Source organism: Rapidithrix thailandica (assembly GCF_039710355.1).
GTDB classification, from domain to species: Bacteria; Bacteroidota; Bacteroidia; order Cytophagales; family Flammeovirgaceae; genus Rapidithrix; species Rapidithrix thailandica.
The window spans coordinates 92,909-107,101 of record NZ_JBDKWZ010000002.1; the positions used below are offsets into that span (position 1 = coordinate 92,909).

14 protein-coding genes and 1 tRNA gene are annotated in these 14,193 nt (G+C 40.0%); 6 read left to right on the forward strand and 9 right to left on the reverse strand.

Annotation, left to right across the window (positions count from 1 at the left end; genetic code table 11):
- Nucleotides 1–526 precede the first annotated feature (526 nt).
- Together AAG747_RS03845 and AAG747_RS03850 are read left to right on the forward strand one after the other, a co-directional pair.
- Nucleotides 527–610 (forward strand) — tRNA-Leu (locus tag AAG747_RS03845).
- A gap of 247 nt (nucleotides 611–857) precedes the next feature.
- Nucleotides 858–1,436, forward strand: a complete 579-nt coding sequence (locus AAG747_RS03850) for a hypothetical protein (protein WP_346819812.1) — start codon at nucleotides 858–860, stop codon at nucleotides 1,434–1,436.
- Between the two features lie 128 nt (nucleotides 1,437–1,564).
- On the opposite strand, the gene AAG747_RS03855 is transcribed toward AAG747_RS03850, so the two are convergent.
- From AAG747_RS03855 to AAG747_RS03885, 7 genes are all read right to left on the reverse strand, one after another.
- Nucleotides 1,565–3,985, reverse strand: coding sequence for a peroxidase family protein (locus AAG747_RS03855; protein ID WP_346819813.1), 2,421 nt, complete (start codon nucleotides 3,983–3,985; stop codon nucleotides 1,565–1,567).
- Between the two features lie 321 nt (nucleotides 3,986–4,306).
- A complete protein-coding gene (locus AAG747_RS03860; protein ID WP_346819814.1) occupies nucleotides 4,307–4,663 on the reverse strand; it encodes a hypothetical protein in 357 nt (118 codons plus the stop codon).
- Nucleotides 4,663–5,067, reverse strand: coding sequence for a hypothetical protein (locus AAG747_RS03865; protein ID WP_346819815.1), 405 nt, complete (start codon nucleotides 5,065–5,067; stop codon nucleotides 4,663–4,665). The genes AAG747_RS03860 and AAG747_RS03865 overlap by 1 nt, the downstream gene beginning before the upstream one ends.
- Before the next feature lie 63 nt (nucleotides 5,068–5,130).
- Entirely contained in the window at nucleotides 5,131–5,712 is a 582-nt protein-coding gene (locus tag AAG747_RS03870) for a GNAT family N-acetyltransferase (RefSeq protein WP_346819816.1), read from the reverse strand.
- Nucleotides 5,713–6,022: 310 nt separating this feature from the next.
- A complete protein-coding gene (locus tag AAG747_RS03875; protein WP_346819817.1) occupies nucleotides 6,023–6,481 on the reverse strand; it encodes a Crp/Fnr family transcriptional regulator in 459 nt (152 codons plus the stop codon).
- Nucleotides 6,482–6,528: 47 nt separating this feature from the next.
- Nucleotides 6,529–6,873 carry an isochorismatase family protein gene (locus tag AAG747_RS03880; protein WP_346820183.1) on the reverse strand — a complete coding sequence of 115 codons (345 nt, stop codon included), beginning with the start codon at nucleotides 6,871–6,873 and terminating at the stop codon, nucleotides 6,529–6,531.
- Nucleotides 6,821–7,114 carry a cysteine hydrolase family protein gene (locus AAG747_RS03885; protein ID WP_346819818.1) on the reverse strand — a complete coding sequence of 98 codons (294 nt, stop codon included), beginning with the start codon at nucleotides 7,112–7,114 and terminating at the stop codon, nucleotides 6,821–6,823. The genes AAG747_RS03880 and AAG747_RS03885 overlap by 53 nt, the downstream gene beginning before the upstream one ends.
- 523 nt (nucleotides 7,115–7,637) lie before the next feature.
- Between AAG747_RS03885 and AAG747_RS03890 the strand changes: the two genes are divergently transcribed.
- From AAG747_RS03890 to AAG747_RS03905, 4 genes are all read left to right on the forward strand, one after another.
- Nucleotides 7,638–8,636 carry a helix-turn-helix domain-containing protein gene (locus AAG747_RS03890; RefSeq protein WP_346819819.1) on the forward strand — a complete coding sequence of 333 codons (999 nt, stop codon included), beginning with the start codon at nucleotides 7,638–7,640 and terminating at the stop codon, nucleotides 8,634–8,636.
- Between the two features lie 160 nt (nucleotides 8,637–8,796).
- Complete coding sequence (locus AAG747_RS03895; RefSeq protein ID WP_346819820.1) at nucleotides 8,797–9,783, forward strand: alpha/beta fold hydrolase; 987 nt, start codon at nucleotides 8,797–8,799, stop codon at nucleotides 9,781–9,783.
- A gap of 5 nt (nucleotides 9,784–9,788) precedes the next feature.
- Nucleotides 9,789–10,463 carry a hypothetical protein gene (locus AAG747_RS03900; RefSeq protein ID WP_346819821.1) on the forward strand — a complete coding sequence of 225 codons (675 nt, stop codon included), beginning with the start codon at nucleotides 9,789–9,791 and terminating at the stop codon, nucleotides 10,461–10,463.
- A gap of 20 nt (nucleotides 10,464–10,483) precedes the next feature.
- Entirely contained in the window at nucleotides 10,484–10,621 is a 138-nt protein-coding gene (locus AAG747_RS03905; RefSeq protein ID WP_346819822.1) for a hypothetical protein, read from the forward strand.
- Here AAG747_RS03905 and AAG747_RS03910 read toward each other — a convergent pair.
- Both AAG747_RS03910 and AAG747_RS03915 read right to left on the reverse strand, forming a co-directional pair.
- Nucleotides 10,618–12,513, reverse strand: coding sequence for an ABC-F family ATP-binding cassette domain-containing protein (locus AAG747_RS03910; RefSeq protein WP_346819823.1), 1,896 nt, complete (start codon nucleotides 12,511–12,513; stop codon nucleotides 10,618–10,620). The two genes, AAG747_RS03905 and AAG747_RS03910, sit on opposite strands and share 4 nt — an antisense overlap.
- Nucleotides 12,514–12,827: 314 nt before the next feature.
- Nucleotides 12,828–14,156 (reverse strand): Gfo/Idh/MocA family oxidoreductase, encoded by a 1,329-nt coding sequence (locus tag AAG747_RS03915; protein ID WP_346819824.1) that lies wholly within the window; start codon nucleotides 14,154–14,156, stop codon nucleotides 12,828–12,830.
- Between the last annotated feature and the right edge of the window lie 37 nt (nucleotides 14,157–14,193).

Sequence of the window (14,193 nt, forward strand, 5' to 3'; positions counted from 1 at the left end):
GAGAAAGAGCTTCGGTATGAAATACGTAAATAAAAGTAGAGTTTTTTCAAAGCTCTTTCTCATGCTAGATCTGTAGAAGGGTGAAGTTTTTCTTTTCTAGGAAACAAACCACTGTGTAAAGCTGGAAAAAAATTATACTGTAAACCCTCTCGATTCATATTCGGTTTTTCTAGGAAATCAGTTAATAGAAGACTTTGATGGAAAGTTATGATTTTTAATAAAGAAGTGAATTAAACTTTTTCTTTTTCCTGAAAAATGTTTCAAAAACGCCTCTTCTGTGTTACTTTTCTCAACAATAGCTTTGGCTATTCTCTTCAAAAAGTGCCTTGATGAGCCGATTTTGATCCCATATTCGGTCAAAAACTATACGTTTAAACTAGTTCAAAATAAGAAATGATAAATTGATGAAAAAAAATAAAAATGTAACTTTTTGTATTTGAGTTACTTGAAAAATAGTTGTGATTTTTCCTTGAGAAGATGTTTGGGAAGTACGATTTTCTTACTATGTTTGCACCGCACTTTTGAGGCCTAGGTGGCGGAATTGGTAGACGCGTTGGTCTCAAACACCAATGGCCATTAGGCCGTGCCGGTTCGACTCCGGCTCTAGGTACAATTGCAAACCGCTCAATATTCTGTTGAGCGGTTTTTTTATGAACAATATCGAGTACCTTCCCCCAATTCATTTAAAAAAATGGATATGTTTCTTATTTGATGAATTTCTCTGCCTTTTGAAATTATTCAAAAGTCTGGAAATTGTTAAAGGAAATCGGTATAACTTTGGTATATACTCTACTATCGTGATATGCTTACCATCGACTAACAGTGCTATTTTACCACAAACACAAAACAAATTGATAATGAAATTCCTGGTAACACCAATGTTATTAGTTTCCCTGTTATTTACCTCTTCCGGCCAGGCGCAAGTGCGGCTTGTCACATTGGAGCCGGAACAGGTATCTTTAAACGATCGTGATTTTTATATCAAAGAAGTAATTGATGCCCGGGATGACAAACACTCGATAGGAGTGGCGAAAGTGGGCGTATTTAACAATAAGGTAACTGTAGACTTACAACATGGGGTGGAAAAAGCTCTTAAGCAGTTTTTAGACAGTTCCTTACCCAAAGAAAAAGGGCAAATAGGCTTGATCTTAAAGGTGGGAAAATTGAGTATTTCGGATAAAAGCAGTTTTACGAATAGTTCCGGAAGGGTGGATGTAACCTTAGACTTTTACATAACCAATGAAAGCAGTATCGCAAAAGTATATACCGCTAAGGTTGTGTATAAAACGAAGGCTTTGAACGTGATGAAGCAAATTCCGGAGAGTGTAAAAACGGCTTTGCTTAAGGGGGTCAAGGAGTTTGATCAGTCCAAGTGGCAAGATGTTCCGCCGGTATTTGAAGATCGTGATGTATTGGACGTCTACAGACAACGGTAGGAGGAATTCATCACATAGTCTTTTAAGTTATTTAACGTTGCGGTTTCTCATACAAAAGAGCCATGTACTACAAAGTCTATGGGCCTGTAGTACATGGCTCTTTTTCAAATTACGCTTTTGCTGTGTGGCTACTGTTCTGTGGCGTCAAAAATCCAACCTTGCCCGGTAATATCCTCATCGTGGCCTGCCACTCGTATGCGGATTTTTCCGCCTTCTTCATCACGAAAGGCCACCACTGTTCCTTGAGCAACAAAATGCCTGCGACCATCGAGTTCAACCTCTTCCGGAGCTTTTTCCAAGATGGTATACACTTCGTATTTGCCCAAGTTTAATGTGAATAAACTGATCAGCCGTAAAGTTTCGGTAGCATCGTCAATGGTCAGGTATTGATTGTTGATGCGTTTGCAGAGCAACTTTTGTTGTACCACCCGGTCGTCTTGTGGAATCCCGGGAGAGTCAAAGTCCGAATAGCGCATTTCATTGTCTACGATAATTTCAAAATCTGTCAAAATATCCGCCCGGTCATGGACATCTTCGGTAGGAGCCGAGGTTTCCCGGGCAGAGAAAATCCAACCCTGAGGCTGCTCATTCTCGTCATGCCCGGCCGCCTTCATAAAGTTTTTCCCTTTGCCGTCCTGGTACACAACGATAGTCCCCTCTGCCGGGAAAAATTTAGGGTCATACGTTCTTCCTGGCAATAACTTTTGTTGACAGTGATAGAAACTCATGCCTTCAATCTCCAAGTTGAATAAGCCATGTACCCTTCTTACTCTTTCTTCGAAGGTAATACTTTGTCCTACCCGGCTGATGACTAAGGTCTCGTTAAAGGCTTGGATTCCGGTATCAATATTTCCGGGAGTTTCATAGTGGGCCAAGCGCACCCGGGTTTCCAATTGGATGCGTTGAACGGCTTGAGGCAGCGTGCCATTATTTGTGCCGGGAATAAAGGGTAAAGGCGCATAAAAGAGGTCGAATTGTGTGACTCCGATTTTAGTATTGCGTTTTACGATATCTGACAATAGCGTAGACTTCAATTCTTTGACTTCCACCGGTGTTAAATGCGGGTCATTTTCATACCAAAAGCGATCTCCGTCCCGGAGGCGTTCAAACTGATCTTTCAATACAGTCCGGATGAGTTCTCCTACATTGGCACCGGGATAGTGATCTTCACAAAGAGCGCCTATCCATACGTCAATATTGTTCACATCTCCATACACTGCTTGTAATTTACTTTGCAAGCTGGCATTATTCGTGATTTCGGCAAAGCTTCTGATGGGTTCTAAGCCAAAATCCACCCTACACTGGTTGTAGTTGGCCAATCCGTGATCTCTTCCCCGTTGAATGTTGAGGGAAGCCAAATCCAAAAACTCTTTGCTCTCCCCATTGAGTGTTTCTGTTTTCCGGGCGGTAGTGTGAAACAGAAAGCTCCGGACACTCTCCACGATTTCATTGTCCACCTCTTGCATAATGCTTTGCGAAAGCCCCCGGAACAGGTCTTCTATTTGCAATTTATAATTGCTTAAGCCAAAAACCTCCCGGTTTTTAAACCCGTTGAGAATTACATCAGGCCGGAAGAATAAATCCCTTAAATTGAAATGATCAATGCTCCCTTGCTTATCGATCACCGCAAGTGTTTCGGAAAGCATGGAATGCCCCAAACGGTAGCAAGCGGTAGAAAACACATTGGAGATCCCCGGGTTGATATGAGGGTTGTACCCTTCGTAAGGAGCGATAGCGTCTTCACCCAAGAGGGCTGGCAGGTACTCGTTGAACGTAACTATTTGCATCAAAGCCATTACCCGTTTCCGGGCTTGCTGAAACAAGGCTTCATCATTCCAATCCTTGTGTTGTTTTTTTAATTGATCACAGATGCGGTTGTGCTCCCGGAGAAATAAAGTGTGCATGAAGGTCAAAACCGAATGCTCGTTGGCTCTAATGTCTCCGGCCGAAAAATGAGGTTGACCATTGAGGCTTGAAGGAAAGTCATTGATCAAAGGAGCGTCTTGTTGAAGGGGAAGAAAATCCTCTCCGTCAATTTTGGATATTTTTAACTTGCCGTCTTCAAAGGAACGCAAGGCATTGGCCCGGTGATAACTGTTGCCATAGACATTGGTGGCATCCAAAAACGCGGACAGTTTGTTAATTTGCTGTCTGGGTCGTTTACTATGGTTTCCGGTATCCGGATCAAATACCGATCGCTCAAAAGGAATTTTACCTTTGGCGACCTTAGGGTCAAGGTCATTGTAAGGGGCGTAAATATCGGCTTCGCCAAATTCTTTTCCCGAAGGAGTAAGGTCAAGCTCATGATCGATGAACTGCCCCCAAGCCCATACGAAATTGCTTAAACTGTGCTTATTAGGTTTGTTTGGGGTTTGAGGGTAGCAAATGATGTTACTGATTGCGCGGGGTTTGCAGCGGTAAGGGCCAGCCAGCTCGGCTACTCCATCGGCATACTCGATTTTAGTCAGTCGTAACAGTTGGGAATTGGCACTGCCCCAGTGAGGATTTTCCAGGTTGTTTTTGGTGCCGTCATAAGAGCGAATTTCCATGGTTTGTTATTTTAGTTTAGAAATAGAAGGGATAGAAAAATGACTACCCTTGAGCGGGTAATTTTACGAGTATAATTTAAGGGAATACTTATTTAGAGTAAAGGGAAAAATGAAAATTTTTATTACGGGTTGATGGGTAGGAGTATGGGAGGGAGGTTATTTACCGATACATGCAAAATATTTCGGTAATGAATTTCTCCGAATTGGATGTTTCTCAATATAAGGGTTGTCAATGAGGGTTGCTCCTTGGCCAGGTATATGCAAGCATTTATCCTGTTGTTGATCAAAAAATTCTTTGGGTATTCAAAGAAAGGACCGCTCTTAGTCCTTATTTATTAGTTTATAATATTCCTCTTGAATATCGTCATCAATCTCTATGTTCAATTGACCTCCATAAAGTCGATCATTTTGATCTTTTTTAGGTCCTGAAATCCAGAATTGATCTCCATTATCAAGATCAAAATAATTGGCTTTAAACCCCATGCCTTTTAAGCTCTGAAATCTTCTGCCTTTGTAATAAATCGTTTTGCCTGTTTTGGAAAAATACACTCTTCCAATTCTTGCATCTCCTTCAAGTCCACCGGATTTATCTTCTATGTACATGATACGGGACCTCTCATGTTTGAACTCCTTAGGAAGTTCGTCCGAATTTAATAATATGTCTTCTTGATTACTCATTAATAACTATAATTAAGGTTAAAGTTTCCATCATAACGAAAAACGCCGTAATGGGTACTTGCAATCCAGATATTGCCTTTCGAATCCTCCAAAGCATCAAAACTTTCAAGCCCTTCTGGTTTTGAGATTTTCGAAAGTGATTTCCCATCATAATGCATAACATCGGAAAGCGCAGTGATTAATAGATGGCCATCTCTAAGCCTCCTGATCTTTCGCGAAATTCTGTATGGAGCATTCGGCGTGAATACGGTATCTACCTCTTTAATAGGTGTGAAGCCATCCGGTAATTCACTTGCTTTTTGGCTGATGCTATTTTTGATGCGGTGATTTCTCTTCTTTTCTATACAGCATACAAAGGAAACGCATAAAATGACTACCATATAAAAATGCAGATGCTTTTTCATTTTTATCTTATTACCAAGGGCAGTCTCATATAAGCGCCGGTTACGGGTTTTAAGTTATTGATTTTAGCAAATCCGGGTGGATTCAGCCGACAAAGAATCCGCCGTCATTGCGGTTATGTTTTGTGGTGTGTAGTTTTTATTAAACCAAGCCATTGGGATATCAGCCTCAAAATTTTCAGTTTTATTATCAATTCTTCTTTCAAATCGACCTTCAATTTTGAAGCCTAGTTTTTCATAAAATGTTATTGCTTTTACATTGCTTTCCCTAGCTATAAGCTCTACCCTTAAAATATCAGTCCTGTTATTTTCAATATGTTTTAAAAGGGAATTAAAAAGTAATGTCCCGAGCCCTTGATTTTGATATTCAGGGTCAACTACAATGGTCAATTCAGATAAAATATGGTCGAAAACACTAGGAGGTAATTTATAACAATGTATTTCTGCTATGATTTTGTCACCATTTGGTTGGTCAATAACCAAACAGATACCATTATTAATTGATTTTTTTAGATTGTTGATAATATATGTTTCAGTAATTTCACTCTCAGTTCTTGCAATTCCACCGATTATTTTTGAAACTCGTTTGTAAAGTTCCAGCAAATTTTCTTTGTCTGTCAAATTAGCGAATCTTGTAGTATAGCTCATAAATAATTTATCTTTTCTCAAATTACACACAACGGTGGTTATATGGGTATTTGGCATTTCAAATGCTTCGCATTATCAAAACAGCTCTATCGTAGCACCCTCTGCCAAATGATTTGTAATGGTCCTTTTCTTCGTTCCAAAAAGGATAAGTCCATCCAGAGGTGTACTTCCTCAGTTACTGGCGGATCCGCCTATTCAATTACTAGTGTCTCAGTTCTATTTATTTCTGGTTTCTCAATACTTTTTTCTGATGTTGCTCAAAAATTCGTGAGATTATTCCTAAATAGGCCGCAATTTGATGTTGGGCAATTCACTGTGACAAGGTCGGATACCTTTCTAAAAAATCCAGATATCTCTTGTCTGCATTTTTGTGAAGCATACTTATCATTCGCAATTGATTTGCTGCCAATGATTTTTGGTTCACGATCCTGAAAAATTTTTCTACTTTAGGCATCTCGACATACAAACGTTCTTTTGTAGCTCTGTCAATTGTTAAAATTACAGAATTTTCCAAGGCTTGTATATTGAGTTGTGAGGGCGTACCTAGAACGAAACTGCCTATGTCTAAAACCCACCGATCTTCGATTGTGAAATATAGGATATGTTCTCGAACATCTTCATCTTTATAGAAAATTTTAAAACAACCTTCGAGAACATACCCTTCGAAATTACAAATTTTACCTTCTTTCAATAAAATCGTATTCTTTTCTACTTTTTCAGGCTTATAGTATGAACAGAACTTTGCCAGTTCATCTTTTGAAAAATCCACATATTTTAAAATATTTTATGGAAAGAAGTATAATCTGTCATGCTACTTTATTTCAAAAAATCTTCGGTTGATTCAACTTTAGAGTAGAGACCTCCCAATACATTCAGACCCGCCAAATAGGTTTCCGTAACTCGATTTGCTGGTAGGGATTTACCATGTAATTCTCGGTTTCTTGTTGTGACAGCGTCTGAAATAATGGTGTTTTCAAACCCCAAATCCATTGCTGCCCGGGTTGTGGCCGCCACACAAACATCGGTCATCATACCGGTTATTACCAAATTTGAAATGTTATTTTCCTTTAAATAGTCCATCAATTCGGTTTCCCTAAAGCTATTAGGATTATTTTTTGTAATTACTTTCTCCGGACCAGTAGGCGCTACACTTTTGTGGATCTCCGCTCCTTACGTATTCGGTAAGAAGAAGGTAGGTTCCTTCTTGTAGGGCTATATGAATAACAAGCATACCTTCCTTTCGGGAGTAGGAGAGTATTTTACCAGCTTTTTCTGCCGTTTCATGGGCCTTTGCTAATTCCATGGTTCCACCTGGAAAGTAGTCGTTTTGAATATCAATGATTAACAAAGCCGTTTTTCCATCCGGGCTGTTTAAATTTGTTTTCGATGTGTTGTGTGACATAAGTTGGTTTTTGTTATTTACAAGCTGTAAATGCCAAGGTAAATACAAGTATGGCAAATGTGATTCTTTTCATTTCTGAACGTTTTTGGTTAAAAATCTTGAACAAAGATAAATTGACACCCAGGAAGTATAGGTTGAACAAGTTCAAGAAATGAATAGCCGGTCAAAGAAGACAATGCAGAAAGTTGTTAGGGGGCATATGAATGTTACCGTTATGGGTAATCCGGAGAGTGGAATAGATAAAATACTCTGTAAAAAAACAAGTGAAAGTAGTTTGTTGATAAAAATAGGGTTTTGTATTTCAAGAGGTATGAGTTTCTTAACTTTAGAGTCTTTCAAGTAAATATTAATGACCAGTAAAACGGATGGATAAATTTGTGGTATACAACCTTACTAAATGATCTATATAACCGGAATTATTATAAGCGCTTTCCTTTCAATCTTGCTTTTAACGAAAAGGAATAAAAGCAGTGCCGATAAAATACTTTTTATTTGGCTTTGTGTAATAACCTTACACCTTACAATGTTTGGGATTATCTCTTCTCAAGAATATATACAATTTCCTTATTTCTTGGGGCTTGAAATACCGATGCCTTTAGTACACAGTCCGTTTCTTTACCTTTACGTCACTGCTTTTACCACCCATCCTGCAAGAATCACTCATAAGTTACTGCATTTTATTCCGTTTGCCCTTGCCCTGTTGTCAATTCTACCGTTTTTACTACTAAGTTTTGATGATAAAATTCTTGTTTATCGAAACGGAGGCGAATCTTATCAAATTCTTACCTTTACAATATTTACGGTCACTCTTCTTTCAGGTGTTGTATATTGTTTTTTGTCTCTTCGCTTTTTGTACATGCATAAAAAGAGCATTAGGGATAATTTTTCCTATACTGAAAAAATTAATTTGCAATGGCTTTTCAATTTAGTAATCGGGTTACTTTGCATTTGGGTGATCGCTTTCTTCACCCCTGATAAATATATCTTCTCTTTTGTTGTACTCTATGTGTTGTTCATTGGATATTTTGGAATTAAACAAGTTGGTATTTTTACCAATCCATTACCTGCAACGGACCCTTCGGGTTTTGAGTTGGAAGAGCCTTTTGATGAGATCGAAGTATCTGCCGAAAACTCAAAATACGAGAAATCTTTCCTTACAGATGATCAATTAGAAAGTATACATAGTAAACTTGAACAATTGATAAGTCAAGAAAAATTGCACCTTGTGCCCGGGCTAAACCTGTCTATGGTGGCTAAACAACTTAATGTACACCCCAACATACTTTCTCAAGTTATCAATAGGGTAGAACAAAAAAACTTTTTTGATTATATCAATAATTTAAGAGTTAAAGAATTTAAAGAAAAGGTTGCCAAGGCCGAAAATCAGAAATACACTTTACTTTCTCTTGCATACGAATGCGGCTTCAACTCAAAAACCTCTTTCAACAGAAATTTTAAGAATATCACCGGTCAATCTCCATCGGAGTATTTAAAAAATCTTCAAATTAAGCTCATTGAATGAGTTTCATGATTCATGCACAAAGGTTCATCTTTCATAACTTGTTGATTTATAATATTTTGCTTGGTAAGCTTGTGAGCGGTTAAATGTGTTCCACCCTTCATTTCAGGGCGATTTTCGATTGAAGCATACTGATTTTTGTACAAATTTTAAATCAAAAATTATGTGCAAAAAAATTTTATTAGCAATTGCCTCAACTTGCTTATTGCTCAGTGCTTGCGAACAAGAACTTTATCTTGACAAACCGGGCAACTTAGTACCGGAAACGGTAGATGAAAACTTCAATTTACCATCCATCACGGTGAATGGTACCGTTTTACATGCTGAAACTTATGGAAATCCTGCCAATCCAATGGTAGTATTTTTACATGGGGGGCCAGGAGCGGACTATAGAAATGCGCTAAGTATCAAACAGTTGGCAGATGATGGGTACTTTATTGTTTTTTATGACCAACGTGGATCAGGGCTTTCGAGAAGACATGATAAGGGTATTTATTCTATTCAACTGATGTTGGATGATTTGAACGCTGTTATTGAACATTATAAGTGTTCATCAAGTCAAAAAGTATTTCTTTTCGGTCATTCCTGGGGGGCAATGTTAGCTGCAGGATATATCAATTCCTACCCTGACCAGATAGATGGGGCCATATTGGCCGAAGCGGGAGGGCTCAATAAAAAATTATGGAATGAGTATAGTGAAAACAGTCGGAAAGTTAAGCTTTTTGCAGAAGCAACCAATGATATACTCTATTACGATCAATTTCTCACCGGACGGGAAAACGATCACGAAAGATTGGATTATAAAGTAGGAATAGCTTCAAGCTATACCTATGCTAAAGGCAATGATGAAGGTATAGAGGGACCATCACCATTTTGGAGAAATGGAGCGGTCGTTTTAAATGCTCTTTCGAAGATCGCTGAAAAGGATGGATTTGACTTCACAACCAACCTCAGTAATTATACAACGAAAGTTCTTTTCCTATATGGCGAAAATAATGCGTCTCACGGACTGGAATTTTCTGAGAAGGAAGCTGCATTTTTTCCAAATCATGAAATCGTTCAAATTGATGATACAGGCCATGAAATGATTTACTTCAAATGGGATTCAGTGTATCCAGTTGTGCTTGATTATTTAATTGCGCTAAACTAATTGCCATGAAAACTTTACAAGTATTAATTTTTAGTTTGTCTCTGGCTTTTTACATCTCCCCAATCAATGCACAAACGATCAATTGGAATGCTACAGAAAACGCTGAACATCTTTTAAGCATTGGTGTAGGGTGGGATTATAGTTTGTCATACAATATGGGTTACACTTATCGGTCTAGCACAAAAATACCTTGGGTACTAAACACCCGTTTTTCAATGCCATCCGGAGAAAAGCTATTGGATGATTTCAAAGTAAAGATTGGTGGTCAAGTAGTACTTATAAACGGCTCAAATTTTAAAATGGGTATTATTCTAAATGGTATTTACAGGAGATTTGAGAACCCTTTGGTCAGATTGCAAAATTTCGGAAGTGAAATAAAAGGTGTTTTTGGATATTACAGGGAGAAATGGTTTGTAGGTGGTGAAATTGGTTTTGACAAAGCTATAGTTACACACTTTAAGCACTCTGATTCTTTTAAGCAAAACATTTTGAGCGAGGTAAAAGACGGTTGGTACGAGCCTGCTGCAGGAGGACACTTTCTGTATGGAATACAAACAGGATATTCGTTTAAAAAATCTGATTTAACGCTCAATATTGGCAAGGTAATCAGACAAGATTTTAAAGCCACACCACTTATTCCTTATTATCTAATGTTAGGCTATAACCATAGGATTCATTAAACTTTTGGCTGTAAAAGGCGATGAATGTATTTAAAATTATCAAGGCTTGTGATATGTATACCACAAGCCCTGGTTTTCCTACAGAAATGCCCCGCAGTATAGATGCGACTTTATATGCTGCCATCCGGGTGATTGATGCCGGAAATCTTGGGGATTAGTTTTTCAAATCATCTAATTCCATCCAGCGCAGGGTCTTTTCTTCAATAGTATCCATCAATTCTCCTACTTTTTCAGAGAGCTTTTGCAATTCTTCATGATCGGTGATTGTACCGCTGCTTAATTGCTGATTGACGGCTTCTTTTTCCTCTTCCAGCTTTTCTATTTCGATTTCAAGAGCTTCGTATTCTTTCTGTTCTTTGTAAGAAAGTTTCTTCTTGGAAGTACTGGGCTTTTGTGTTTTCTTTTTATCGGTGTCAGAGGTTTCTTTGGTTTTGGCCTTTTCTTCTTTTTCTATCCGGAGTTGCTCATTACGGTACTCCGTATATTTACCGTTGAAATCACGGATTTTTCCTTTCCCTTCAAATACAAATAAATGATCTACCAATTTGTCCATGAAGTAACGGTCGTGCGTCACAATGATCACACAACCTTGGTATTCACTCAAAAAATCTTCGAGGATATTCAATGTCATTAAATCCAGGTCGTTGGTTGGCTCATCCAAAATGAGAAAGTTGGGGTTTTTGACCAAGACTGTCAACAGGTACAGGCGTCTTTTCTCCCCTCCGCTCAATGTGGAAACATAGGCGTATTGTTGCTCGGGAGGAAACTGAAAGGTTTGTAAAAACTGTGAAGCTGTAAAGTTTTTTCCATTGCTCATCGGAATGACTTCCGCAATTTCTTTTACCACATCGATGACCCGTTTGTCTTCGGTCAGTTCCAGGCCTTTTTGAGAGTAGTAGCCAAAAGCAATGGTTTCCCCTTTGTCAATTTCCCCTTGATCAAAGGCTTCTTGTTCCGTAAGAATATTCAGAAAGGTAGATTTTCCCACTCCGTTTTTCCCGACAATACCGATGCGCTCTTTCTTTTTAAATACATACGAGAAGTCGTCCAGGATTTTGAGTTCTCCATAGGCTTTGGAAAGGTGTTTCAATTCCAGGATTTTGCCACCCATTCTTTTCATCTGCACATCCAGTTGCAACCCCTCTTCTTTGCGTTTGCCTTTGGCTTTGGTCTTTAAATCCTCAAAGGCATCCATCCGGTATTTGGCTTTGGTACCCCGGGCTTTGGGCATCCGTCTTACCCAGTCCAGCTCTTTGCGCATCAGGTTCCGGGCTTTCTCTGTAACCCGGGAATTCATCTCGATGCGTTCTGCCCGTTTCTTCAAATAATATTCGTAGTTCCCTTTGTGATGATAAAGGCCGGTATCGTCCATTTCCAGGATTTCCGTGCAAATGCGGTCGAGGAAATAGCGGTCGTGTGTGACCAGAAGTAAGGTCATCTTGCTGCGAATCAGGTAATTTTCCAACCATTCGATCATTTCCAAATCCAAGTGGTTGGTGGGCTCATCCAAGATGAGAAAATCCGGCTCTTCGATCAGCACCCGGCTCAATGCCACCCGTTTTTGTTGCCCTCCGGAAAGTTGGTCTACCGGCCGGTTCAACTGATCAATATTAAACGTGGTCAGGATCTGTTTTACTTTCAGCTCCAGGTCCCAGGCCTTTAAGGTTTCCATTTGCTGTGTGGCTTCTTCCAGTTGGGCAAAAGCCTCGTCTCCCGCTTGCGTATGTTGCAATTCCAAGGCTCTTTCATAATTTTTGATCGCTTGGAACAAGGGGTTTTCAGACTGGAAAATATATTCGATCACACTGAGCCCTTTCTCAAAGTGAGGATCTTGTTCTAAAAAGCCTACGGAAATATCTTTGTTAAAGGCAAATTCCCCGCCATCGGCCATTTCACGTTCTGCCAGGATACGGAGCAGGGTGGATTTTCCGGAGCCGTTTTTGGCAACCAAAGCCACTTTCTGGCCTTGTTCCAAGCCAAAGCCGATTTGTTCAAATAAAGCTTTATCTCCGTAATTTTTGGATAAATTCTCGACTGATAGGTAATTCATGTTCGTCTATTAAGGTTATTGCACATGTTTGTACGCTTAATAAGTGCCATTGTATCCACCTAAATAAGCTTCTTTTGATTTTTTTCAACCCGCTCTTCTTCCTCTTTCACTAGCTGACTTTGGAGTGCTAATGTTCTCGTGAGGGAAGTAGAACAAAGCGCTGAAATTTCTAACATGTACTCAGTGTGCAAAGGAAACAAGAAGGGAGGACTTAATCAAAGGCCTCCGGAGAAAAGGAGCCGGAGGGAAGAGGGATGATAGAAAAAAAGACAGCTTTTATGAGCTGTCTTTTATCAGGTATACTTTTTAGGAGGTTATAATACTTTGGTAACCCCAGGTGTAGGGATGGGGTAAAAGCCATTTTCATCCGGCACTACGGGTGGAGTAGCATCCCAGGCGAATTTTTCCGGCATAATACTCAGCTCGGATTTCAAGGCTTCTTCCATATCAATGATCTGCCCGGAGTAAGTAGCCATACGACCCAAAATCGTAGTCATGGTACTCATGGCTCCGTTTTCCGCATCGGCATATTTATAGTCTCCGTTGGCTACCGCTGCAAACAACTCATCGTGTTCTTGTTGGTAGGGGTTCGGGTCATTTTTGCCACGATGGCTCCAAATTTTATTCCCTTGAAGGTCGGTAATCATGGTGCGGCCTTGGGTGGTAGCCCGTCCTTTGGTGCCATGCAGAAATTCGGAAACGCGGTTCATACAACCTTTCTGATGGCGGCATTGGCTAGACAATACAGTGCCGTCCGCATATTCGAATTCCACGAAATGGTGATCAAAGATTTCTCCGAATTTTTTATCGGTCCGTACTTCGCGGCCTCCCATTCCTTGAGCTCTTACCGGGTAGGCATTTTTTGCCCAGTTCACCACGTCAATATTGTGAATATGTTGTTCTGCGATATGGTCTCCGCACAACCAGTTGAAATAATACCAGTTACGCATTTGGTATTCCATCTCGGTTTGGCCTTCTTCGCGCTCTTTCACCCATACCCCGGCACTGTTCCAGTAGGCTTGAGCCGCTACAATATCCCCGATGGCCCCATCGTGGATTCGCTTCATTAGTTCCCGGTAGCTGGTTTGGTAGTGACGCTGCAAGCCGACAATGACGTTGAGTTTTTTCTCTTTGGCTTTTTTGGCGGCTGCTAATATTTTGCGAACTCCCGTGGCATCGGTGGCTACCGGCTTTTCCATAAATACATGTTTGCCTTTTTCGATAGCGTATTCAAAATGGATGGGGCGAAAGCCCGGAGGGGTGGCCAAAATCACAACATCAGCCTGGTCGATCGCTTTTTTATACGCATCAAAACCCACATATTTATTTCCTCCTTTTACTTTGATTTTGGACTTGTCAACGTCTTCTTGGTTGCCAATGTGCTTGAGGGAATTGTCCAGGCGGTCTTTAAAAGCATCGGCCATAGCGACCAGCTTTACATTTTGTTTGGTTTTGAGGGCTTGTACGGTAGCTCCGGTACCGCGACCACCGCAACCTACCAAGGCGATTTTGATGGTATCGTCAACGGCTCCGGCATAGCCTGTTTGAAAGGCCAGGGGGCTCAAGAGCATTCCGCCTGCTGCAGCGGCAGACCCTTTTACAAAATTTCTTCGTGTGGCATTAAATTTTCCGCTTCTGTTCATATTTACTTTTAGCTAGAGATTAGAAAGTTATGTATAC